Below are 26,616 nucleotides of genomic sequence, written 5' to 3'. Positions count from 1 at the left end.
ATCAGTCGGTGTGGCCGTCGAGCGCCGCCTGGATGAGGTCGTCGACGCTCATCTCGTCGATGTCCTCGTCCGCCTGAACCGTTCCCTTGCCGAGGAGCTGCATCAACGGTTCCAGCACGCCGAGCTCGCGCAGCTGGGCGAGCGGCACCCGCGCCAGCAGGCCGCGGATCTCCGACTCCTCCGCGTCGACCTCGGCGACGTCCGGGATCAGCTCGGTCAGCACGTGCGTCGCGAGCTCCTCCGGTGACGGGTGGTCGAACACGAGCGTCGACGCCAGCGACAGGCCGGTGGCGGCGTTGAGCTGGTTGCGCAGCTCCACGACCGCGAGAGAGTCGAACCCGAGGTCGCGGAACGGCCGGTCGGGGCGCACGGCGTCCACGTCGGCTTGCCCGAGCACCTCGGCCGCCCTTGTCCGCACCAGCTCCAGCACCTCGTCGAACCGCTTCGCCGCGGGCAGCGCCAGCAGCTTCTCGCGGAACGCGCCCTCGGCGACCGGGGCCTCGGCGGTGGTGTCCACTGCCAGCTCGCGGAGCAGCGGGTTCGGCCTGAACCCACCGGAGAACCGGCCCTTGTCGACCGCCGCCACGACCGCCGTCGCCAGTCCCTCGCCGACGAGCTGCCGCAGGGCGAGGCACGCCAGCACCGGGTCCATCGAGGCGATGCCGGCACGTTTGGCGTTGGCCAACGCGTCCTCGGTGTCGGCCATGCCGCCGCCACCCCAGGCGCCCCAGGCGATCGACGTCGCCGCGAGCCCCTTGCCCCGCCTGCGGTCCGCGAGCGCGTCGAGCATCGCGTTCGCCGCCGCGTAGTTCGACTGGCCGGGGCTGCCGACCGACGACGACGCGGAGGAGAACAGCACGAACGCGTCCAGGTCGGAGGTCAGCTCGTCCAGCAGCAACGCCGAGGTGACCTTGCTGCGGAACACCGCCTCGAACCGTTCCGGCGTCATCTTGTCCAGCACGCCGTCGTCGATGATTCCGGCGGTGTGCACGACACCCGTCAACGGCTGCGGAATCGCGGAAAGCACTGCCTGCAACGACTTCCGGTCGGCCACGTCGCACGCGGCGATCGTGACGTCGACACCCAGGCCGACGAGCTCCGTGCGCAGCTCGTCCGCTCCCGGCGCGTTCAGCCCGCTGCGGCTGACCAGGACCAGGTGCTCGGCGCCGTTCTGGGCGAGCGTCCTGGCGACGTGACCGCCGAGGGCGCCGGTGCCGCCGGTGATCAGGACCGTGCCGCGCGGCTGCCACTCCTGCGCGGGAACGGGTGCCGGTGCGGCGACGAGCCGCCGGCCGAACACACCGTTGGCCCGCACCGCGACCTGGTCCTCGCCGTCGAGTCCGGAGAGGACGGACGTGAGCCCGTTCGCGACCCTGTCGTCGATCGCCGCCGGCAGGTCGACCAGACCGCCCCAGCGTTCGGGGTGCTCCAGCGTGACGACCCGGCCGAGGCCGTGGATCGCGGCCTGCGTCAGGTCCTCGAAGACCGTCCCGTTGACGGCGGCTCCGTCTCGGGTCGCGCACCACAGCGGCGCGTTGACGCCCGCGTCGCCGAGCGCCTGGATCAGCGCGGCCGTCAGCAGCACACCGGCAGGCGCACTGCCCTCACCGGCTTCAGCGCGTCCCAACAGCGACAGCACACCGGTGAACGACGTCCCCAGCGAACGCAGTTCCTCCGCGATGGCCTCGCGGTCCGGGGCCGTGACGTCGACCCGCACGACGCTCACGCCGAGCGCGTCGATGACGGCATCGGTCCAGTCGTCCTGGCCCGCTGTCACCGCGAGCCACGTTCCGGTCAGTTCGCCGGAGCCCTTGGCGTCCAGCGACTTCCAGGTGATGCGGTGCCGCCAGCTGTCGACCAGCGCGTGGTCGGTGCGCTGCTTGCGCCAGTCGAGCAGCGCCGGCAGCACCTGCGACAGCGCGTCGGTGTCGACGCTCAGGACGTTCTGCAGCGACCCGAAGTCCTCACCCTCGACCGCGGCCCAGAACGCCGTGTCGTCGTTCGCCGGCGCGGCGGGCTTCGCGGAGACGGCCATGGTCGACGGCCAGAACCGCTGGTGCTGGAACGCATAGGTCGGCAGCGTGATCTTGCGGCCCTGTGCGCCGAAGAACCCGGCCCAGTCGACCTTCACGCCGCGGGTGTGCAGGCGGGCGAGCGCGGTGACGATCGACTGCTCCTCGCCGCGGTCCTTGCGCAGCAACGGAATGCCCTCGACCAGGCCGGACAGCGTGGCGTCCGGGCCGAGCTCGACGAACGTGGTGACGCCGCGTCCGGTGAGAATCTTGACGTTGTCCGCGAAGCGCACCGCCTCCCGCACGTGCCGGACCCAGTACTCGGGGTCGGTCACGTCGCCTTCCGCCACCACGGGGATCCGCGGCTGGTGGAACGTCAGCGACTCCACAGTGGACCGGAACTCGTCCAGCATCGGGTCCATCAGCGGCGAGTGGAAGGCGTGCGAGACGCGCAAACGCTTGGCCTTCCAGCGTTCCGCGATGTCGACGACGGCGCTCTCCGGTCCGGCGATCACGACCGACTCGGGCCCGTTGACCGCTGCGATCACGACACCATCGGTGAGGTGCGGCAGGACGACGTCCTCACTGGCCTGCACCGCGACCATCGCACCGCCCTCGGGCAGCGCCTGCATCAGCGCCGACCGGACGGTCACGAGCTTCGCCGCGTCCTCCAGGCTGAGCACACCGGCGGCGTGCGCGGCCGCGATCTCGCCGATCGAGTGGCCGGCCAGGAAGTCGGGCTTGAGGCCCCACGACTCGGCGAGGCGGAACAGCGCGACCTCGACGGCGAACAGCGCGGGCTGCGTGGTGCCGGTGAGGTTGAGCGCGTCCTGGTCGTCGCCCCAGATGATGCTCCTCAGTTCCGGGGCGAGGTGGGCGAGCACCTCGTCGAGCGCGTCGCGGAAGGTACCGAACCTCTCGTACAGGTCGCGGCCCATGCCGAGGCGCTGCGAGCCCTGCCCGGCGAAGAGGAACGCCAGCTTGCCGGAGCGCGCCACCGCGTCGCGGACGACGAGCGGGTTGCGGACGTCGGACGCCAGTGCGGCCAGCGCGGCGGTGAGCTCCTCGCGGGTGCTCGCCAGCACGACGGCGCGCTGGTCGAACGAGGCCCGCGTGGTGGCCGCGGACCGGGCGATGTCGGCGAGATCCGCGTCCACACCGAGCAGACGCGTGGCCTGATCACGCAGCGCGGACGGCGTGCGGCCGGACACGAGCACCGGCAGCAACGCGGGGTTGTCCACAGGCGCCGAGTTGTCCACAGATCGCCCAGCGGCCCCTTGACCAGCACTTTCATCCGGTACGCTGGAAATTGGGGGGATCCCCGACGCCCCAGGCGCCTCCAAGATCACGTGGGCGTTGGTGCCGCTGGCGCCGAACGACGACACCGCAGCGCGCCGTGCACGGTCAACGGCAGGCCAGGCCGTGCGTTCCTGCAGCAGCTGCACCGCGCCGGTGGTCCAGTCGACGTGCGACGAGGGCGTCGAGGCGTGCAGCGTGCGGGGCAGTTCGCCCGCCCGCATCGCCATCACCATCTTGATCACGCCCGCCACACCGGACGCCGCCTGCGTGTGGCCGATGTTCGACTTGACCGCACCGAGCAGCAGCGGCGCCGACCGGTCCTGACCGTAGACGTTGAGCAGTGCCTGCGCCTCGATCGGGTCGCCGAGCTTCGTGCCGGTGCCGTGCGCCTCGACCGCGTCCACATCGGACGGACGCAGCCCCGAGGCAGCCAGCGCCTGCCGGATGACCCGCTGCTGGGCCGGTCCGGACGGAGCCGTCAGCCCGTTCGACGCGCCGTCGGAGTTGATCGCCGAGCCCCGCACGACCGCGAGCACCTCGTGGCCGTTGCGCTGGGCATCGGACAGGCGCTCCAGCACCAGCATGCCGACACCCTCGGCCCAGCCCGTGCCGTCGGCGTCGTCGGAGAACGCCTTGCAGCGGCCGTCCTCCGACAGCGCGCCCTGAGCGCTGAACTCGATGAACCCGACCGGCGTCGACATCACGCACACACCGCCGGCCAGTGCCATCTCGCACTCACCGGTGCGCAGCGCCTGGGCCGCGAGGTGCAGCGAGACCAGCGACGATGAACACGCGGTGTCGACCGAGACCGTCGGTCCCTGCAGGCCGAACGTGTAGGCGAGCCGGCCGGACAGCAGCGACGCGGACTGCGCGGTCTGCCACTCGAGCCCGGTCTCCTCCGGTGACGGCCGGTACTCGCCGCTGCCACCACCGACGAACACACCGGTGACGCTGCCGCGGATCGTGGCCGGGTCGACGCCCGCCCGTTCCAGCGCCTCCCAGGCGGTTTCGAGCACGATGCGCTGCTGCGGGTCCATGACCATCGCCTCACGCGGCGAGATCGAGAAGAAGTCCGGGTCGAAGTCCGGCACGTCGTAGAGGAAGCCGCCGCTGCGGGTGACGCTCTGTCCGCTGTAGAGGGTGGCGAGGTCCCAGCCGCGGTCGGCGGGGAACTCCCCGATCGCGTCGACACCGTCGAGCAGCAGCTTCCACAGGTCCTCCGGCGACCGCACGTCACCGGGATAACGGCAGGCCATGCCGACGATGGCGATCGGGTCGTCGGTCAGGGTCCTGGTGACGAACTCGACCTCGTCCACGCCACCCAGGAGCTCGGCGAGCAGGTGCTCGGCGAGCTCGTCGGGCGTCGGGTAGTCGAACACCAGCGCGGCGCTGAGCTGCAGGCCGGACTCGGTCTGGATCTGGTTGCGCAGGTCGACGGCGGTGAGCGAGTCGAAACCGAGGTCGCGGAACGGAACACCCGGCTCGATCGCGTCGATCCCATTGTGTCCCAGCACCAGCGCGGCCTTCTCGCGGACGAGCGTGAGCAACGCGCCGTGACGTTCGTACTCGGGCAGCCTCTCGATCGTCTGCTTCAGAACCGGTTCGACGACCGCCTTCTTCTGCACGAACCCGCTGAACAGCTTGTTGCTCTGCTGGAACGTGTCCCAGTCGACGTTCGCGACGACGACGTTCGTCCGTCCACTCGCGACAGCACTGTGCAGCGCGGCGATGGCGTTCGGGGCGTCGAGGACCGGGATGCCGCTCATCCGCAGGTGCGCGGTCATGCTCTGGTCGGTCGTGCCCTCCCACGGCGAGAACGCGATGGAGGTCGCCTTGAGGCCACGCGCTCGCCGTTGCCGCGCGAACTCCTCGACGATCGCGCTGTGAGCGGCCTGCTGGGCCTGGCCGCGGAAACCCCACGTGCCGGCAACGGAACCGAAGACCACGAACGCTTCCAGGTCGCGGTCGCCCAGCTGCTCGTCGAGCTGCCGCAGCGAGTCCGCGCCGCCGAGGTGGATGACCGCGGTGACGTCGTCCGTGAGCGTCTCGGTGGTGTTCTCCAGCGCCCTGAGCTGCTCGCCCATCGGCCCTTCCGCGCCGACGAGCAGGATCTTGCCGGTCGGGGTCCACGGCGTCGTGGCCTCGATGCGGCGCAGTCGTGGCACGAACGTGCCTTCGGTGTGGAAGCCGACTTCCTGTTCCTGACGCGGAACGGCCCACGTGTCGGTCTCGACGCGGATGAGGCCGCCCCAGCGTTCCGGCTGTTCCAGCGCGGCGACGCGGCCCTCGCCCCAGACGGCGGGTTCGTCGCTGACACACCACAGCGGGGCGGTGATGTTGTTGTCGGCCAGGAGGTTCAGGATCTCGAACGGGCTGGTGCCGCCGACCGAGATCACGCCGGCGTAGTCGCCGGGCACGAGGTCCGTGACGGTGGTGCCGGCGAATCCCGTGGTGTCCCCGATCGCGAGCCAGGTGCCGTCGGTCGTGGTGGTGACCTGCTGCTTCTCCCACACGACCTCGTACAGCCAGTCGTCGGTGACGGACTTCGGCGTCGTCGTGGGCCAGAAGCGCTCGCGCTGGAACGCGTAGGTGGGCAGCGGGATGCGCTTGGCGTTGGTGCCGGCGAAGTACTCGGGCCAGTCGACCTCGGCGCCGCGGACGTGCAGCGTGCCGAGCGCGAGCGCGAACGCGCTGACCTCGTCGCGGTCCTTGCGTTGTGTGGCAACGGCTCCGTCGACCATCGCGGCGAGCACGCCATCCGGGCCGATCTCGACGAACGTGTCGACGTTGCCCAGGCTCTGGACGTTGTCGTGGAAGCGGACCGTGTCGCGGACGTGGTTGACCCAGTAGTCGACGGTCGTGACGTCGCCGGTGGTGGCCATCGGGATGCGCGGCGGGGTCAGCGTGATACCGGTGATCGCCGCCCGGAAGTCGTCCAGCATCGGGTCCATCAGCGGCGAGTGGAACGCGTGGCTGACCGTGAGCTGCTTGGTCTTCTCGAACTTCTTGGCGATCTTCTGGACCTGTGCCTTGTCGCCCGCGATGACGACGCTGTTCGGGCCGTTGACCGCGGCGATCGACACCTTCTTGGACTTGCCGAGCTGTTTGCGCACCTCGGTCTCGGTGGCGAGGACGGAGACCATCGCGCCACCGGCCGGGAGTGCCTGCATGAGTGCGGCGCGGGCGGTGACGAGCTTCGCGGCGTCTTCGAGCGTGAGCACCCCGGCGATGTGCGCGGCCGCGATCTCGCCGATGGAGTGCCCGGCGACGTGGTCGGGCAGGACGCCGAGGCTCTGCACGAGCCTGGCGAGCGCGACCTCGATCGCGAACAGCGCGGGCTGGGTGGTGCCGGTCTGGTTGAGCTGCTCCTCGTCCTCGCCCCAGATGATGCTCTTCAGTTCCGGGTCGAGGTGGGCGAGCACCTCGTCGAGCGCGTCCCGGAAGGTGCCGAACCGCTCGTACAGGTCGCGGCCCATGCCGAGGCGCTGCGAGCCCTGGCCGGTGAACAGGAACGCCGTCGTGCCCGCCTTGCGCGCCACACCGCTCGTGACTTCGACACCGTCGATCAGCAACGCACGGTGCGCGAACTGCGCCCGCGTCGTGGCCGCCGAGAACGCGAGGTCGAACTGGTCGGCGTCGATCGCGCGGATCTGGTCGACCTGAGCGCGCAGCGAAGCGGAGGACTTCGCCGAGACAACGACGGGAGCCCCCTTGGGGGGACGCGAAGTCCCCACTCCAATCATCTCATCGGGGTCTGACAGTTCCTGAGCGTCCGGGGCTTCCAAGATCACGTGGGCGTTGGTGCCGGACAGGCCGAACGCCGAGACGCCCGCGCGGCGTGGGCGGCCCGCGGAAGGCCAGGCCGTGTTCTCCGTGAGCAGCGAGACCGGGCCCGACGTCCAGTCGACGTGCGAGGTCGGCGCGTCCACGTGCAGGGTGCGGGGCAGCACGCCGTGGCGCATCGCCTCGACCATCTTGATCACGCCCGCGACACCCGCGGCGGCCTGCGAGTGGCCGATGTTCGACTTCACCGAGCCCAGGTAGAGCGGTTCGGAGCGGTCGGCGAACGTCGCGAGGAGCGCCTGCGCCTCGATCGGGTCGCCGAGGGTCGTGCCGGTGCCGTGTGCCTCGATAGCGTCCACATCGCCCACGGACAGACCGGCGTCCGCGAGAGCGCGGCGGATGACGCGCTGCTGCGAGGGGCCGTTCGGGGCCGTCAGGCCGTTCGAGGCGCCGTCGGAGTTGACGGCGGAGCCGCGCACCAGGGCCAGCACCTCGTGACCGGCGGCGAGCGCGTCGGACAGGCGTTCCAGCACGAGGATGCCCGCGCCCTCGGACCACGCCGTGCCGTCGGCGCCGTCGGCGAAGGCCTTGCAGCGGCCGTCCGGGGCGAGGCCGCCCTGGGTGGTGAACTCGACGAACGAGTCGGGGCTCGACATCACGCTGACGCCGCCCGCGAGAGCGAGAGAGCACTCACCGGAACGGAGCGCGCGCATCGCCCAGTGCATCGCGACCAACGACGACGAGCAGGCCGTGTCGATGGTGACCGCGGGTCCTTCGAGTCCGAGGACGTAGGAGAGGCGGCCGGACATCACCGACGCCGTGTTGCCGGTCGCCAGGTAGCCCTGGATGTCCGGATCGAGCGAGCGGCGCAGGACGTTCTCGTAGTCCTGGCCGTTGGTGCCGACGAACACGCCCGTCGCGCTGCCCTTCAGCGACAGCGGGTCGATGCCCGTGCGCTCCAACGCCTCCCATGCGGTTTCCAGCACCAGGCGTTGCTGCGGGTCCATCGCGAGCGCTTCCCGCGGCGAGATGCCGAAGAAGTGCGCGTCGAAGTCCGCGACGCCGTTCAGGAAACCGGCCTCCAGCGACGCCGACGCACCGGCGCCCAGCGCGGCCAGGTCCCAGCCTCGGTCGGAGGGGAACGAGCTGATGCCGTCGCCGCCGGAGGAGACCAGGTCCCAGAACGCCTCCGGGGACGTCACGCCGCCGGGGAAGCGGCAACCGATGCCGACGATCGCGATCGGGTCGTCGTCGACGCGCTGCGTGATCACCTCGGCGGGCACGTCGCCGACCTCGCCCAACAGGAAGTCCGCCAGGTCGTAGGGGGTCGGGTAGTCGTAGAGCAACGACGCCGGCAGCGTCAGTTCGGTGGCGACCTGCAGGCGGTTGCGGAGTTCCAGCGTGGTCAGGGAGTCGAAGCCCAGGTCGAGGAACGCGCGGTCCGGGTCGACGTCGGAGGCGTTGCCGTGGCCCAGGACCGCGGCGATCTGGCCGCGCACCAGGTCCAGCACGGCGCGGTTGCGCTCGGCCTTCGACAGGCCAGCCAGTGCCTTGCGGAACTGCGGCTGCTCGTTCTCGACGACCTTTTCCGTGGTGTGGAAACGTTTGACCTCAGGCAGGTCGCCGACCAGCGGTGCCGGGCGCAGACCGGCGAGCGCGGGCAGGAACCTTTCCCAGTCGATCTCGGCGACCAGCACGGCCGCGTCGCCGTGCTCGATGGCCTGTTGGAGTGCCTGCAAAGCGAGTGCGGGCTCCATCGGTGTGAAACCGCCGCGCTTCAGGCGTTCCGCGACACCGCCCGCGACCGCCATGCCGGCCCCGCCCCACGGGCCCCACGCCACCGAGGTGGCCGGAAGTCCCTGCAGGCGGCGGTGTTCGGCGAACGTGTCGAGGAACGCGTTGGCCGCGGCGTAGTTGCCCTGGCCCGCGCCGCCGATGACACCGGCGGTCGAGGCGAAGAGCACGAACGCGTCGAGGTTCTCCGTGAGCTCGTGCAGGTTGCGGGTCGCGTGGACCTTGGCGCGCAACAGGTTCGTGAACGACGTGGCGTCCATCGACTCGACGAGGCCGTCCTCGACGACACCCGCCGCGTGGAAGACCGACGTGACCGGGTGCTCGGCGAGCAGTGCTGCCAGAGCGTCGCGGTCGGCGACGTCGCAGGCCTTGACGAGCACGCGCGGGTCGTCGAAGTCGGCGGTTCCGGTGCGGCTGACCAGGACGACCTGTTCGGCGTCGTGGTCGAGCAACCACTGCGCGACCTGCTTGCCGATCGCGCCCGTGCCGCCGGTGACGAGCACGCGGCCCGGCCGGTAGTCGCGGTGCAGCGCACTCGGGGTGCTGTGGATGAGACGGCGGCCGTAGACGCCGGACGGCCGCACCGCGACCTGGTCCTCGCCCGTGCCGGCCAGCACGCCGGGGATGCGGCGCGCGGTGTTCCAGTCGAGCTGTGCGGGCAGGTCGATCAGGCCGCCCCAGCGCGTCGGGTGCTCCAGCGCGATGACGCGGCCGAGGCCCCAGACCGTGGCGCTGTCCGGGTCGGCGATCTGCTCGCCGCCGCCGACCGACACGGCTCCGCGCGTCGCCACCCACAGCGGGGCGTCCTGTCCGGCGTCGCCGAGTGCCTGCACGACAACGGAAGTGCGGACCAGTGCGTCTTCGGCGTCGGCGTTGATCGCGAGCAGCGACAGCACACCGGCGTAGTCGCCGCGGACCTGCTCGGCGAGCTCGGATCGCGTGGTCGCGTTGACCACGACGGTCTCGACGCCCAGCGCGTCGATCAGGTCGGACGCGTCGTGGTCGGTGAGGACCAGCCACGGGCCGGTGAGGGTCGATTGTGCGGTGATCGGCTTCCAGGTGACGGCGTAGCGCCAGGAGTCCACAGTGGACTTCTGGTTGCGCGAACGCCACTGCGCCAGTGCGGTGAAGTCCTCGCGTTCGACCGCAGCCCAGAAGTCGTCGTCGACGAAGTCTCCTTCGGCGACTGCCGCAGCGACGGGCTCCGGCCAGAAGCGCTGGTGCTGGAACGGGTACGTCGGCAGCTCGACCTCGGCGCCGGCGCCCGCGAAGTACGCGGCCCAGTCGACGGTCGTGCCGCGCACGTGCAGGCCCGCCAGTGCGGTCAGCAGCGTGACTACCTCGTCGCGGTCGCGGCGCAGTGCGGGGACCAGGACCGCCTCTTCGGTGAGCGACTCCTGTGCCATGCCGGTGAGCACGCCGTCCGGGCCGAGCTCCAGGAACGCCCGCACGCCCTTGCTCTCCAGCTGCGTGACGACGTCGGCGAACCGGACGGCGTCGCGGACGTGCCGGACCCAGTGGTCGGGCTGGTGAACAATTCCAGCGGTCAGCACAGGGATCGTCGGGTTGTTGAACGAAAGCCCCTCGACGACACCGCGGAACTCGTCGAGCATCGGCTCCATCAGCGGCGAGTGGAACGCGTGGCTGACCTTGAGCCGCTTGGTCTTCGCGAACCGGGCCGCGATGGCCTCGGTCTCGGCCTCGTCGCCGGCGATCACGATGCTGGCCGGGCCGTTGACGGCGGCGATCGAGACGCGGCTCGTCAGCAGCGGCGTGATGTCGGCTTCTGTCGCCTGGACGGCGATCATGGCGCCGCCGGTCGGCAACGCCTGCATGAGGCGGGCGCGGGCGGAGATCAGGGCGCACGCGTCGTCGAGGCTGAGGACATTGGCGACGTGTGCGGCGGCGATCTCGCCGATGGAGTGGCCCGCCAGGTAGTCCGGGGTGACGCCCCACGACTCGACGAGCCGGTAGAGGGCGACCTCGACCGCGAAGATCGCGGGCTGGGCGTAGCCGGTCTGGTCGAGGGCTTGTTCGTCGCCCCACATCACGTCGCGCAGGGGGCGGTCGAGGTCCGCGTCCAGGTAGGCGCAGACGGCGTCGAGGGCGTCGGCGAACACCGGGTAGCGCTCGTACAGGTCGCGGCCCATGCCGAGGCGCTGCGAGCCCTGGCCGGTGAACAGGAACGCCGTGCGGCCGCGCGTGGTCTGGCCCCGCACCACGGAGCTGTCCGGCTGGTCGTCGCGCAGTGCCGTGAAGCCGCGGACCAGTTCGTCGCGGTCACGGGCGATGACGACGGCTCGCCGTTCGAACGTGGAGCGCTTGGTGGCCAGCGACGCGGCCAGGTCGGTGAGGTCCGCGTCGACGTCGACGAGGCGGCCGGCGACCTGCTTGAGGGCCTCGTCCGCGCGGGCCGACAGCAGTACCGGCACCGGCACCGCACCGTTCAGCTGCTCTTCCTGCGGAGCCGCCTGAGCCGGGGCTTCTTCGAGCACCACGTGGGCGTTCGTGCCGGACAGGCCGAACGACGAGATGCCCGCGCGCTTCGGGTGGTCAGTCTGCGGCCACGACTCCTCGGTGGCGAGGAGCTTGATGGAGCCCGAGGACCAGTCGACCTTCGTCGACGGCTGGTCGACGTGCAGGGTCCGGGGCAGCACACCGGCCCGCAGTGCGAGCACCATCTTGATGATGGACGCGACACCCGAGGCCATCTGGGTGTGGCCGATGTTCGACTTCATGGAGCCGAGCAGCAGTGGTTGCGTGCGGTTCTGGCCGTAGGTCGCGAGCAGCGCCTGGGCCTCGATCGGGTCGCCCAGGGCCGTGCCGGTGCCGTGCCCGTCGACGGCATCCACTTCGGACGGTTCGAGGCGCGCGTTGGCGAGGGCCTGGCGGATCACTCGTTGCTGTGACGGGCCGTTCGGGGCGGTGAGGCCGTTGGAGGCACCGTCCTGGTTCACCGCGGAGCCGCGCACGACGGCCAGGATGCGGTGGCCGTTGCGGACCGCGTCGGACACCCGCTCCAACAGCACCAGACCCACGCCCTCGGCGAGGGTCATACCGTCGGCGGCGTCGGAGTAGGCCTTGCAGCGGCCGTCCTTCGCGAGCGCTCGCTGCCGGGAGAAGCCGACGAACGCGCCCGGCGTCGCCATGACCGAGACGCCGCCGGCCAAGGCCAGGGACGACTCACCGTCGCGCAGGGACTGGCAGGCCAGGTGCAGTGCCACCAAGGAGGAGGAGCAGGCCGTGTCGAGGGTGACGGCGGGGCCCTCCAGGCCGAACAGGTAGGAGACGCGGCCGGACAGCACGCTGGAGAGCGTGCCGGTGATCATGTGGCCCTCGTCGCCGGGCTGGTCGGAGCCGCCCGCCGAGTAGTCCTGGTAGGAGGCGCCGATGAAGGCGCCGGTCAGGGTTCCCTTGAGCGACTGCGGGTCGATGCCGGCGCGTTCGATGGACTCCCAGGCGGTCTCGAGCAGGAGGCGCTGCTGCGGGTCCATCGACAGGGCCTCGCGCGGGCTGATGCCGAAGAAACCGGGGTCGAAGTCCGCGACGTCGTGCAGGAAGCCGCCCTGCACCGAGTAGGCGCCGCCGGGGGCGTCCGGGTCGGGGTTGTAGAGCGAGTCGCCGTCCCAGCCGCGGTCGGCGGGGAAGCCGGAGATCGCGTCGACGCCGTTCATCACGACGTTCCACAGGTCTTCCGGTGTGGCAACGCCTCCGGGGTAGCGGCAGGCCATGCCGATGATCGCGATCGGCTCGTCGGACGCCGCCGAGGCGATCACCTGGGTGGTCGCCGGGGTGTCGGCGCCGAGCAGTTCGCCGAGCAGGAACTCGGTCAGCGCGAGCGGGCTCGGGTGGTCGAACACCATCGTGGTCGGCAGCGTCAGACCCGTTGCGGCGGCGAGCTTGTTGCGCAGGTCGACGGCGGTGATCGAGTCGAAGCCGACCTCGCGGAACGCCCTGTGCTCGGTCAGCGCGTCGGTCGAGGCCATGCCCAGCACGGACGCCGCCTCGGCGCGGACGAGTTCGAGCAGCTGCTGTTCGCGTTCGGCGGGCGGCAGGGTCCTGAGCCTGGCCGCGAGGTCGTTGTCGGAGGACGTGGTCTGCTCGGCCGCGACGGCGAGGGCGCGAACCTCGGGCAGTTCCTCGAAGAGCGTCGACGGGCGCATCGCCGTGAAGACCGGGTGATAACGCTCCCACGCGATGTTCGCGATGGCGATCTCGGTCTCGTCGTCCTCGATCGCGCGCTGCAGACCGGCGAGCGCCAGCCGTGCCTTCATGAACTCCAAGCCGCTGCGGCGGATCTGGTCGGTGTCGACACGGCCGAGGCCGATGTCGTCGGACCAGATGCCCCACGAGACCGAGGTGCACCTGAGTCCGCGGGCGCGGCGGTTGGCGGCCAGCGAGTTCAGGTAGGCGTTGCCGGCCACGTAGGACGCGTGGTTGCCCGAGCCCCACATACCCGAGATGGACGAGAACAGCACGAACGCGTCGAGGTCCTCGGTCAGCAGCGCGTCCAGGTGGGCGGCGCCGTCGACCTTGGCGGCGAGGATCTCGCTCAGACCCTCCACAGTGGACCCGTCGATCGAGTGCAGGCCGATCACCGCGGCGGTGTGGACGACCGAACGGATCTCGCGGCCTTCCGCGCGCAGGTCGTTCAGCATGCGTTCGACGTCGTCGCGTTTCGCGATGTCGCAGGCGACGACCGTGGTGGGCGTGCCGAGTTCCTCCAGTTCCGCGACGAGCTCTCGGGCGCCGGGGGCGTCGAGGCCGCGGCGGCTGGTCAGCACCAGGTGCTCGGCGCCCTTGTGGGCGAAGAAACGAGCGACGTGCGGGCCGAGGGTGCCGGTGCCGCCGGTGATGATCGTGGTGCCGCGCGGGGTCCAGTCCGGGCCGGCGGGACGTGCGGGGGCCCGGACGACACGGCGGGCGAGCGTGCCGGACGTGCGGATCGCGAGCTGGTCCTCGTCGCCCGCGTTGGCCAGTGCCGAGACGAACCGGTGTGCCGCGCGCTGGTCGAGCCGCTCCGGCAGGTCGATGGAGCCGCCCCAGCGTTGCGGGTGCTCCAGCGCGGCGGTCCAGCCGATGCCGATCGCCTGCACCTGCGCCGGGTGGTCGACGGTGTCCGCGCGGCCCGTGGACAGGGCGTTGCGGGAGACGTTCCAGACCGGGGCGTTGACGCCGGCGTCGCCGAGGGCGTTGATCAGGTGGACGGTCAGCAGCAGACCTGTTGGCAGGCCTAGGGTTCCGGGGCTCTCGTCGGTGGGCAGCAACGAAACGATGCGATCCGTGCTCTCGCTGAGCTTGGCCGTGATCGAGGCGCGGTCGTCATCGGCGTTGAGGACGATTCGGTGCACGTCGCCGAGCGCGGCGATGACGTCGGTGTCGTCGATGGCGTCGGTGGTGATGACGGTCGTGGTGCCGGTGAGCTTGCCGTTGTCGAGTCCGCGCAACGGCTTCCACGTCGTGCGGTAGCGCCAGGAGTCCGTCGTGGACTGGTCACGGCTGCTCTGGCGCCAGGTGTTCAGCGCGGGCAGGACCGCGGCGAGGGTGGCCTCGTCGAGGTGCAGGCTCTGGGTGAGGGTGGCGAGGTCGGACTGTTCGACGGCCTGCCAGAACGCGTTGTCGGCCGGGTCGGAGTCGGGTGCCGCGACGGGGTGCTGGGGCGGGCCGATCCAGAAGCGCTCGTGCTGGAACGGGTAGGTGGGCAGGTCGACGCGGGTGCCGGTGAGGTGCCACTGGACGGGGTAGCCGCGGACCCAGACCTCGGCCAGCGACTGCAGAACGCGCTGCAGGCCGCCGATGTCGCGGCGCAGCGTGCCGGTGACGACACCGCGCTTGCCCTCCAGCGCGTCCTGCACGCCCGGCGTGAGGACCGGGTGCGAGCTGACCTCGACGAACATCTGGTGGCCCGCGCCGATCAGCTGCTCGACGGCTTCGTGGAGGTGCACGGTCTGGCGGAGGTTCGTGAACCAGTACTCGGCGTCGGTGTTCGCGTCGTTCCACTCGCCGGTGACGGTGGAGAGGAACTTCGTGTGCGGGGTGAGCGGGGTGATGGTGGCGAGGTCGTTGAGCACGTCCTCGCGGATGTCCTCGACCTGGGCCGAGTGCGAGGCGTAGTCGACCTCGATGCGGCGGACCCGCACGCCCTGCTCGACCAGCTTGCCGCAGAACGCGTCCAGCGCCTCCAGGTCACCGGAGACGGCGACACTGCGCGGGCCGTTGGTGGCGGCGAGGCTGAGGCGGTCGCCCCATTCTTCGAGGTGGGGCTGGACTTCTTGGGCGGACAGGCCGATGGACACGATGCTGCCGCGGCCCGACATGACGCGGCCGATGGCCTGGCTGCGCAGGGCGACGACCTTGGCGGCGTCCTCGAGGCTGAGTGCGCCCGAGACCGCTGCCGCGGCGATCTCGCCCTGGGAGTGGCCGATGACGGCGTCCGGGGTGACGCCGTGGTGCTTCCAGACCTCGGCGAGCGACACCATCATCGCCCAGCTCGCGGGCTGGACCACGTCGACTCGGTCGAGGCTGCCGTGGTTGCGGATGACGTCGAGGAGGTTCCAGTCGGTGTTGGGCTGCAGGGCCGCGGCGCACTCGGCCATGCGGGCGGCGAAGATCGGCGACTCGTCGAGGAGTTGCGCGCCCATGCCGACCCATTGCGAGCCCTGGCCGGGGAAGATGAACGCGACCTTGCGCTCCAGGTCGGCGATGCCCCTGGTGTCGGTGCCGTCGATCAGGGCGGCGCGGTGGTCGAAGCTTGGGCGGAGGGTGAGGCTGTAGGCGATGTCGGCCGGGTCGGCGTCGACCGCGCGGATGCCTTCGAGTTGGGCGCGGAGGGCGGAGTCGGACTTGGCGGACACGAGCCACGGTGCCGCCCCGACCTGCCCCAGCACTGCTCCGTTCGGCGGAATCGATTCCGATTCGCCGGCCCCCAGGGGGGATCCACCCCCCATCCCCATCATCTCAGGCAGGTCTGACAATTCCGGACCAGCCGGGGATTCCAAGATCACGTGCGCGTTCGTGCCACTGATACCGAACGACGACACGGCGCAACGGCGGGCACGGCCGGTCTCAGGCCATGCCGTCGTGTCCTGCAGCAGCGCGATGGTGCCGGGACTCCAGTCGACGTGCGTGGACGGCTCGGCCGCGTGCAGCGTGCGGGGCAGAACGCCGTGCTGCAACGCCATGACCATCTTGATGACGGACGCGACACCCGCGGCGGACTGGGTGTGGCCGATGTTCGACTTCACCGAGCCCAGCAGCAGCGGGCGGTCGGCGTCGCGGTCGCGTCCGTAGGTGTTGAACAGGGCCTGGGCCTCGATCGGGTCGCCCAGTGACGTACCGGTGCCGTGCGCGTCCAGAGCGTCGATGTCGGCCGTGGTCACGCTGGCGTTGGCGAGGGCCTGCATGATGACGCGCTGCTGCGACGGGCCGTTCGGGGCGGACAGGCCGTTCGAGGCGCCGTCCTGGTTCACGGCCGAGCCGCGGATCACCGCCAGGACGCGGTGCCCGGCGGCGAGCGCGTCGGACTGGCGCATCAGCAGGAGCATGCCGATGCCCTCGGACAGCGTCATGCCGTCCGCGGTGTCGGAGAACGACTTGCAGCGGCCGTCCTTCGCGAGGGCGCGCTGGCGGGAGAACGCGATCAGCGGCTTCGGGTTCGGCATGATCGTCGCGCCGCCGGCGACGGCGAACGCAGACTCGCCCGTGCGGAGTGACTGGCACGCCAGGTGCATTGCCACCAAAGAAGAAGAGCAGGCGGTGTCGACGGTGACGGCCGGGCCTTCGAAGCCGAACACGTAGGCGACGCGACCTGAGAGCACCGATGGCGAGCTGCCGGTGACCTGGTAGCCCTCGGAGCCGCCGTCACCGCCTCCGTACTCGATGTAGGAGGAGCCGATGAACGCGCCGACCTTCTTGCCGCGCAACGCCGCCGGGTCGATGCCCGCGCGTTCGACGGCCTCCCAGGTGGTCTCGAGCAGCAGGCGCTGCTGCGGGTCCATACCGGTGGCCTCGCGCGGGCTGATGCCGAAGAACGCCGGGTCGAAGTCACCCGCGTCCGGCAGGTAGCCGCCGGCGGTGGTGTAGGTGGTGCCGGGGCGGTCGGGGTCCGGGTCGTACATCTGCGCCATGTCGAAGCCGCGGTCCGCCGGGAACTCCGTGATCGCGTCGGTGCCGGCGAGCACCATCTCCCAGAACGCCTCGGGGGTGTTCGCGTCGCCGGGGAAGCGGCAGCTCATGCCGACGATCGCGATCGGCTCGTCCGAGTCGGTGTTCGCCGTGTAGGTCAGTGCTTCCTCTGCCGAGCCGAGGAGTTCGGCCAGCAGGTGCTCGGCGAGCACGACGGGGGTCGGGTAGTCGAAGACGAGGGTGGCGGGCAACGGCAGACCGGTGGCGTCGGACAGCTTCTTGCGCAGCTCGACGGCGGTCAGCGAGTCGAAACCGATGTCGCGGAACGCCCTGCTCTCCCCCACCTCCTCGATCGAGGTGTGGCCCAGCGTCGCGGCGGCCTCGGTGCGCACCAGCTCGACGAGCTTGCGCTTCTGGTCCTCTTCGGACAGTGCACGCAGGTTCTTCGCGAACTCCGAGTCGTCGCGCTTGACCTCCTCGACGACCGCGAGGGCCTTGACCTCGGGCAGGTCGGACAGCAGCGGCGCCGGGCGGACCGAGGTGAACAACGGGAAGTAGGTGTCCCAGTTGATGTCCACGACGGTGACGCACGTGTCATCGTGCATCACGGCGCGGTTCAGTTCCACGACGGCCTGATCGGGCTTCAGGAACGTGAGGCCGCGGCGCGCGAGGTTGTCGGACATGGCCTCGTGCGTGGCCATGCCGACCTCGGCCCACGGGCCCCACGCGATCGACGTCGCGCGCAGCCCACGGGAGCGGCGGGCCTCGGCGAGTGCGTCGCAGTAGGCGTTCGCGGCACCGTAGGCGGCCTGGCCGCCGCTGCCCCACACGCCCGCGATCGAGCCGAACAGCACGAAGAAGTCGACCTCGCCCACCAACGCGTCGAGGTTCGCGGCGCCGATCACCTTGGCGGACAGGACGTTCGCGAACTCCGGCAGCTCGGTCAGTTCGAGCGGGGCGTGCTGCGCGGCACCGGCGGTGTGCACGACACCGGACAGATCGGTGATGGATGCGATGACCGCTGCCAGCGCGTCGCGGTCGGCGACGTCACAGGCCACAATGGACACGCGTGGGCCGAGCTCTTCCAGTGCCGACTTGAGTTCGGCGGCGCCGGGAGCGTCCATACCACGGCGAGAGGTCAGCACGAGGTTCTGAACCCCGCGCTCCGCCAGCCACTTCGCGGTCGTGGCACCGAGACCACCGGTGCCGCCGGTGATCAGCACCGTGCCGTGCGCGGCGTAGTCCGACGGCAGCGCGTCGACCGGGCGGTGCGCGAGACGTCGTCCCAGGACACCGGACGAGCGGACGGCGAGCTGGTCCTCGCCCTCGAGTCCGGCGATGCAGGAGACGAAGCGGCGCAACGAGTTCTCGTCGAGCACCTCGGGCACGTCGATCAGACCGGCCCAGCGCTGCGGGTACTCGAGGGCGGCGGCACGGCCGAAGCCCCAGACCGCGGCCTGCGCGGCGGACCTGACCTCGTCCGAGGTCTCGGCGGCGACGGCACCGGACGTCACGGTCCAGATCGGCGTCTCGACGGCCTTGACCAGCAGGATCGACTGCTCCAGCCCGGCCGTGAGGACGTCGGAGGGCGACTCGTCGAGCGCCGCCAGCGACACGATCAGGTCGCACTCGGGCACGTCGGCGACAGCGGTGACGACGGTGACCTCGGCGCCGTGGGCGGCGAGCACCGCGCGGTAGGGCTCGGCGTCGACGGCCGGGGTCGTGAAGACGGTGATGCGGCCGGACAGGACCGGCGTGCCCGTGACGCGGACCGGTGCCCACAGCACGCGGTAGCGCCACGAGTCGAGCAGCGACTTCTCCTGGTTGCCCGCACGCCACGACGACAGCGCCGGGATGAGGGAGTCCAGCGACGCGCTCTGCTCCTCGCCGAGCCGCAGCAGGGCCGCGAGCTCACGGGCGTCGCCGCGTTCGATGGCCGCCCACAGCTTGGCGTCGGCCGGGTCCGCGTCCGTGTCCGTCACGGCCGGAGTCGTGGAGCCCAGCGGCCAGTAATACTCGTGCTGGAACGCATAGGTCGGCAGCGCGACCCGCTGCGATGGGCCGAAGTAGGTCTTCCAGTCCACGGACACACCGGTCGCGTAGAGACGTCCCAGCGCCAGGGCGACCGAGGCCTCTTCCGAGCGGTCCTTGCGCAGCACCGGGATCGCGCCGTCGACGAGCGCCGACAGCGCGCCCTCGGGACCGATCTCCACGAACGTCGTGACACCGGCGGCACGAGCAGCCTCGACCGCGTCGTGGAAGCGGACGGCCTCGCGGACGTGGCGCACCCAGTAGCCGGACTCGTGCACCGTCCCACCGGCGAACAGCGGGATCGTCGGCTCGGCGAACGAAAGCCCCTCGACCACCTGGCGGAACTCGTCGAGCATCGGGTCCATCAGCGGCGAGTGGAAGGCGTGCGAGACGTCCAGCTGCTTGGTCTTGCGGCCGCCGAAGTGCGCGACGACGGCAAGGACTTCCGCTTCGACGCCGGCGATCGTCACCGACTCCGGGCCGTTGATCGCAGCGATGGAGACACCGGCCGTCAGCAGCGGGGTGACCTCGGCCTCCGTCGCCTGCAGGGCCACCATCGCGCCGCCCACAGGCAGTGCCTGCATCAGCCGGGCACGCGCCGACACGAGCGTGCAGGCGTCGTCCAGGGACAGCACATCCGCCACGTGCGCGGCGGCGACCTCGCCGATCGAGTGGCCGACGACGGCGTTGACCTTCACACCCCACGACCGCACGAGCCGGAACAGCGCGACCTCGAACGCGAACAGCGCGAGCTGGGCGTTGCCGGTCTGCCGCAGGTCCTCCTCGGAGGACCCCCACATCACGTCGCGGACGGGCATCCGGTCGAGCACCTCGTCCAGTGCCGAGGCGAACACCGGGTAGCGGGCGTACAGCTCGCGGCCCATGCCCAAGCGCTGCGAACCCTGTCCGGAGAACAGGAACGCCACCTTGCCCGGCGCGGTCTCGCCCTCCACCAGGGCGGCGTCGGAGTTCTCCGTCGCCAGCGCACCCAGCGCCCGCAGCAGCGACTCACGATCAGAGGCCACCACGGCCGCCCGCTGCTCGAACGCCGAACGCGTCGTCGCGAGCGAGAAAGCCAAGTCGTGCAACGAGACGTCGGACGACTCGACGTAGGAACGCAGACGCGCGGCCTGTCCCCGCACGGCACGGCGAGTGCGGCCGGACAGCACCACCGGTACGACGACCGAGGAAGGCTCGGACGGCGCGGCCTCCGCGGACGGCGGCTGCTCGATGATGATGTGCGCGTTGGTGCCGGAGATGCCGAACGACGAGACACCCGCACGGCGCGGACGGTCGGCCTCAGGCCAGGCACGCGGCGAGGTCAGCAGTTCGACGGCGCCCTCGGACCAGTCGACGTGCGAGGAGGCGGACGTGACGTGGAGGGTCTGCGGCAGCACGCCGTGGCGCATCGCCTGCACCATCTTGATCACGCCCGCCACACCGGCGGCGGCCTGCGTGTGGCCCATGTTCGACTTCACCGAGCCGAGCAGCAGGGGTTCCGTGCGGTTCTGGCCATAGGTGGCCAGCAGGGCCTGGGCCTCGATCGGGTCGCCCAGGGTCGTGCCGGTGCCGTGCGCCTCCACGACGTCCACATCGGACGTCGCCAGGCCGGCGTTCGCCAGCGCGGCGCGGATCACGCGCTGCTGGGCGGGCCCGTTCGGGGCCATGAGGCCGTTGGAGGCACCGTCCTGGTTCACCGCGGAGCCGCGGATCACGGCCAGCACGGGATGTCCGTTGCGCACGGCGTCGGAGAGACGTTCCAGCACCACGACACCGGCGCCCTCGGACCAGCCGACACCGTCGGCCGAGTCGGAGAACGCCTTGCAGCGGCCGTCCGGCGAGAGGCCGCGCTGCCGGGAGAACTCGACCAGCGCGGTCGGCGTCGACATGACCGTCACACCGCCGGCGAGCGCCAGCGAGCACTCCCCCGCCCGCAGCGCCTGCATCGCCCAGTGCATCGCGACCAGCGACGACGAGCACGCGGTGTCGACGGTGACCGCGGGGCCTTCCAGGCCCAGGGTGTAGGAGACGCGTCCGGACACAATGGACGGTGAGGTGCCGGAGCCCTGGAAGCCCTCGAAGTCACCACCGGCCAGCCGTGCGCCGTAGTCGTTGTACATGACGCCCGCGAACACGCCGGTCTGCGTGCCGCGCAACGAGACCGGGTCGATCCCGGCGTGCTCGATCGCCTCCCACACGACCTCCAGCAGGATGCGCTGCTGCGAGTCCGTGCCGAGGGCCTCGCGGGGGGACATGCCGAAGAAGCCGGCGTCGAACTCGCCCGCGTCGTGCAGGAAGCCACCGGAGCGCGAGTACGTCGTGCCGGGGTGGTCGGGGTCGGGGTGGTAGAGGTTCTCGAGGTCCCAGCCGCGGTTGGACGGCAGGCCCGACACGGCGTCGCCGCCCTCGGACACCAGCCGCCACAGGTCGTCGGCCGAGCCGATGCCGTCCGGGTAGCGGCAGCCCATGCCGACGATCACGATCGGGTCGTCCGACGTGGCGGCACGAACCTGTGCCGGCACGACGACGTCCGTCTCGCCGTCGAACAGCTCTTCCAGCAGATGGGCGGACAGCGCGTCGGGCGTCGGGTAGTCGAACACCATCGTCGCGGGCAGGCGCAGGCCCGTCACCGCGGTCAGCTGGTTGCGCAGCTCGACGGCGGTGAGCGAGTCGAAGCCCAGGTCCTGGAACTGGCGGGACGGCTCGATCTCGTCACCGGACGCGTGGCCGAGCACGGCCGCGACCTGACCTCGGACGAGGTCCAGCACGGCGTCCGAGCGTTCCTCCGCGCCCAGCACCGACAGGCGGCGGATCAACGTGTCCGCGGTCTCCGAACCCGAGGCCGCACGGCGCGTGCGCATGCGGATCAGGCCGCGCAGCAACGGCGGCACCTCGCCGCGCTGCCGCAGCGTCGCCAGGTCGAGGCGGGCCGGCACCAGCACCGGAGTCTGGGCGGCGACACCGCGGTCGAACAGGGTGAGGCCCTGCTCGACGGTCAGCGGCGGCATTCCGGTGCGCGCCATGCGTTCGGCGTCCGCGTCGGACAGCATGCCCTCGACGGCCCAGGCGCCCCACGCCAGCGAGACGGTGTTCGGGCGGAACTCCGCCAGGGCGTCGAGGAAGTGGTTGCCGGCGGCGTAGTTCGCCTGGCCGGGCGTGCCCCAGGTGCCGGCGAGCGACGAGAACAGCACCAGCGGCACCGAAGGCAGCGCCTGCGCGAGGTTCCAGGCGGCGTCGACCTTGGGACGCAGCACCGTGTGCAGGCGCTCCGGGGTCAGCGACGAGATCACGCCGTCGTCCAGCACACCCGCGCTGTGCACGACCGAGGAGATCTCGTGCTCGGCAACGAGGGCGGCGAGCGCGTCGGCGTCCGCGACGTCACAGGCGACGACGGAGACGGTGGCGCCCAACGCTTCCAGGTCCGACACGTCACCCGTGCCGCGACGGCTGACCAGCAGGAGGTTCTGGACGCCGTGCTCGGCGACCAGGTGCCGGGCGATGACCTTGCCCAGGCCGCCGGTGCCGCCGGTGATCAGGACCTGCCGGCCCCAGTCGATCGGCGTCTCCTCGATCTCGGCGCGGGCCAGGCGCGGCGCGTAGACCTCGCCGTCGCGCAACGCCAGCTGCGGCTCGTCGGATCCGGCGGCCGCGGCGAGGGCGGCCTGGGAGGCCTCCGTGCCGTCCAGCTCGATCAGCGAGAAGCGGCCAGGCGACTCGGACTGCGCCGAACGCACCAAACCCCAGACCGCGGCGGACGCGAGGTCCGAGCTGCTCGTCACGAACACGACGCGTTCGTCGCGCTCTTCCTGCAGGAGGCCGAGGACGCGCTCCGTCAGTTCGTGGACCGATGCGACGACGTCCTCGTTCCCCTGCAAGGGAACGATCAGGACGTCGGCGTCCGCATCGGGCACCGTCACCGGCACCCAGTCGACCTTGAAGAGCGAGTCGCGGTCCGCAGTGGACTGTGCCGCGACCGGGCGCACGACCAGCGAGTCGACCGACGCCACCGGCGCACCGGCACCGTCGACGGCGGCGATGGCGTAGGCGTTGTCGCCGGAACGGGTCAGGCGGACGCGCAGCGAGGAGGCGCCGGTCGCGTGCAGCGACACGCCCTCCCACGAGAACGGCAGCCCGGCCTCGCCCTCGCCGGAGACGATCGCGGCGTGCAGGGCGGCGTCGAGCAGTGCCGGGTGCAGGCCGAACCCTGCCGGGTCGACGCCCTCGGGCAGCGCGACCTCGGCGTAGACGACGCCGTCCTCGCCACGCCAGGCGTGTTGCAGTCCCTGGAAGACGGGCCCGTACTCGAAGCCCATCGCGGCGAAGTTCTCGTAGCAACCCTCGGTGTCCAGCGCGGTGGTGCCGGCGGGCGGCCACACGGTGGTGTCGAAGGAGAGGTCCCGCGCGGGCGCGCCGAGCACGCCGATCGCGTGCTGGGTCCACGGTTCGTCGTCGGAGCCCTCGGCGCGCGAGTAGATCTTGACGGTGCGGCGGCCGTTCGCGTCGGCGTTGCCGATCCACAGCTGCACCTGGACGCCGCCGCGTTCGGGGACGATCAGCGGCGCGGTCAGCGTGAGCTCCTCGACGCGGTCGCAGCCGACCTCGTCGCCGGCGCGGATCGCGAGCTCCAGATAAGCGGTGCCGGGCAACAGGACCGCGCCGCGCACGGCGTGATCGACCAGCCACGGGTGGGTCTGCCGGGTGAGGCGGCCGGTGAGCAGCGCACCGTCCTGGTCGGCGAACGACACGGTGGCGGTGAGCAGGGGGTGTTGCGCCGCACCGAGTCCGGCGGCGCGCGGGTCGTGGAAACCGCCGCCGCCCTTGGGCCAGTAACGCTTGGCCTGGAACGCGTAGGTCGGCAGGTCGACGCGCTTCGCGTTCGTCCGCTCGAAGTAGGCGGTCCAGTCGACCTTGGTGCCGCGGACGTGCAGGCCGGCGAGTGCGGTGGTGATGGCCTCGACCTCGTCGCGGCCCTTGCGCAGCAACGGGATGGAGCCCTCTTCGACCAGCGCGGACAGGATGCCGTCCGGGCCGATCTCCAGGAACTGCGTGACGCCGTGGGTCTGCAGCCAGCTGATGCCGTCGGCGAACCTGACGGCCTCGCGGACGTGCGAGACCCAGTAGTCGGCGGTGGTGATCTGCTCGACGCGGGCCTGTTCGCCGGTGACGTTGGAGATCAGCGGGATGATCGGTGCTTCGAAGGTGATGGTTTCTACGGTTGCCCGGAACTCTTCGAGCATCGGCTCCATCAGCGGCGAGTGGAACGCGTGGGAGACGCTGAGCTGCTTGGTCTTGCGGTCTTCGAAGTGGCTTGCGACGGTTCGGGTTTCCTCTTCGGCGCCCGCGATGACGATGCTGGCAGGGCCGTTGACGGCGGCGATGGAGACGTTCGCGGTCAGGTGCGGGGTGACCTCGTCCTCGGTGGCCTGGAGGGCGATCATGACGCCGCCGGCCGGGAGGTTCTGCATGAGGCTCGCGCGTGCCGTGACCAGTTTGGCCGCGTCTTCGAGGCTGAACACGCCTGCGATGTGGGCGGCGGCGATCTCGCCGATGGAGTGGCCGGCGACGAAGTCCGGCTTCAGGCCCCAGGACTCGGCCAGGCGGTAGAGGGCGACCTCGATGGCGAACAGCGCCGGCTGGGTGTTCTCGGTCCGGTTGAGGGCTTCCTCGTCGTCGCCCCAGATGACGGTTTTGAGGGACGGCGCCAGGTGGCTGAGGACCTCGTCGAACGCCTCGGCGAAGACCGGGAAGCGCTGGTGGAGGTCGCGGCCCATGTTCAGGCGCTGGGCGCCCTGGCCGGTGAAGAGGAAGGCCTGTTTTGCCCGGGTGGCGGTGCCCTGGACGAGGCCGGGGGCGGGGGTGCCGTCGAGGAGGGCTTCGAGGCCGGTGCGGAGGTCGCCGACGATCGCGGCGCGGTGGTCGAACGAGGCTCTGGTGGTGGCGAGGGAGTAGGCGAGGTCGAGCGGTTCGGCGTCGACCGCGAGCAGTCGTTCGGCCTGGGCGCGCAACGCCTCGCGGGAGCGGCCCGAGATCAGGAACGGCACGGCTCCGGCACTCGGCACCGGTAGGGCTTCGGCCTGGTCAGACGCGGCGCCCTCGTTCGGAATCGATACGGATTCACCGGCCCCCTGGGGGGATCCACCCCCCATCCCCATCATCTCAGGCAGGTCTGACAATTCCTGGGCGGGCGCTTCCTCGATGATCGTGTGCGCGTTCGTCCCAGACAGCCCGAACGACGACACGGCCGCACGACGAGGCTGACCGGTGGCAGGCCAAGGCGTGTTCGAGGTGACCAGCCGAACCGCACCGGCCTCCCAGTCGACGTGCGTGGACGGCGCGTCCACCCCCAGCGTCTGCGGCACGACACCGGCGCGCATCGCCATGATCATCTTGATGACACCCGCCACGCCCGCCGCGGCCTGCGTGTGGCTGATGTTCGACTTCACCGACCCCAGCAGCAGCGGCTGCTCAGGGGAGCGGTTGCGACCATAGGTCGCCAGGAGCGCCTGCGCCTCGACCGGGTCGCCCAGGACGGTGCCGGTGCCGTGCGCCTCGACCACGTCGATCTGGTCGCTGGTCAGGCGCGCGTTCACCAGCGCGGACTTGATGACCCGCTGCTGCGACGGGCCGTTCGGGGCGGTCAGGCCGTTGGAGGCGCCGTCCTGGTTGACGGCGGAACCGCGCAAGACGGCCAGCACCTCGTGGCCGTTCGCCCGCGCGTCCGACAACCGCTCCAGCACGAGCATGCCGACGCCCTCGGCCCAGCCCGTGCCGTCGGCCGCGTCGGCGAACGAGCGGCAGCGGCCGTCCGAGGACAGGCCGCCCTGGCGCGAGAACTCCACGAAGGTCGCGGGGTTCGCCATGACGGTGACGCCGCCGGCCAACGCCAGCGTCGACTCACCGGCGCGCAGTGACTGCATCGCCAGGTGCATTGCCACCAAAGAAGAAGAGCAGGCGGTGTCCAGGGTGACGGACGGGCCGACGAAGCCCAGGGTGTAGGAGATGCGGCCCGAGATGACCGAGTTCGAGGAGCCGAGCAGGACCATGCCCTCGCCGCCCTCGCCGGGGCCGAGCTGGTAGTCCTGGTTCATCGCGCCCGCGAAGACGGCCGTGGAGGTGCCCTTCAGCGCGTGCGGGTCGATGCCCGCGCGTTCCAGGGCCTCCCAGGTGACCTCCAGCAGCACGCGCTGCTGCGGGTTCATGCCCAGGGCTTCGCGGGGCGAGATGCCGAAGAAGTCGGCGTCGAAGTCGCCGGCCCCTTCGAGGAAACCGCCCTGGTCGCTGGACGACAGGGCGAGCATCTCCGGATCCCAGCCGCGATCGGTGGGGAAGGCACGGATGCCGTGGTCCCCGTTCACGACCATCTGCCACAGATCTTCGGGACTCCGCACACCGCCGGGGAAGCGGCAGCCGATGCCGACCACGGCGATCGGTTCCGCCGCGGCCGCCTCGAGATCCTGCAGGCGCCGCTTGGTGCGCTGCAGGTCCGTGCTGGCCCGGCGGAGATAGTCCCGGAGCTTCTGTTCGTTGTCCATCCCACAACCCATCTCGAGACGCGACCTGTCAGGAATCCTCG

At 71.0% G+C, this 26,616-nt stretch carries 1 protein-coding gene; it reads right to left on the bottom strand.

Annotated features, from left to right (window positions below; genetic code table 11):
- Position 1: 1 nt before the first annotated feature.
- Positions 2 to 26,575, bottom strand: coding sequence for a type I polyketide synthase (locus ACSHWB_RS27650; protein WP_439656204.1), 26,574 nt, complete (start codon positions 26,573 to 26,575; stop codon positions 2 to 4).
- Positions 26,576 to 26,616: the final 41 nt, after the last annotated feature.

It is taken from the genome of Lentzea sp. HUAS TT2, assembly GCF_051853195.1.
Taxonomy (GTDB): Bacteria; Actinomycetota; Actinomycetes; order Mycobacteriales; family Pseudonocardiaceae; genus Lentzea.
This window is presented reverse-complemented; position numbering and strand designations above follow the sequence as displayed.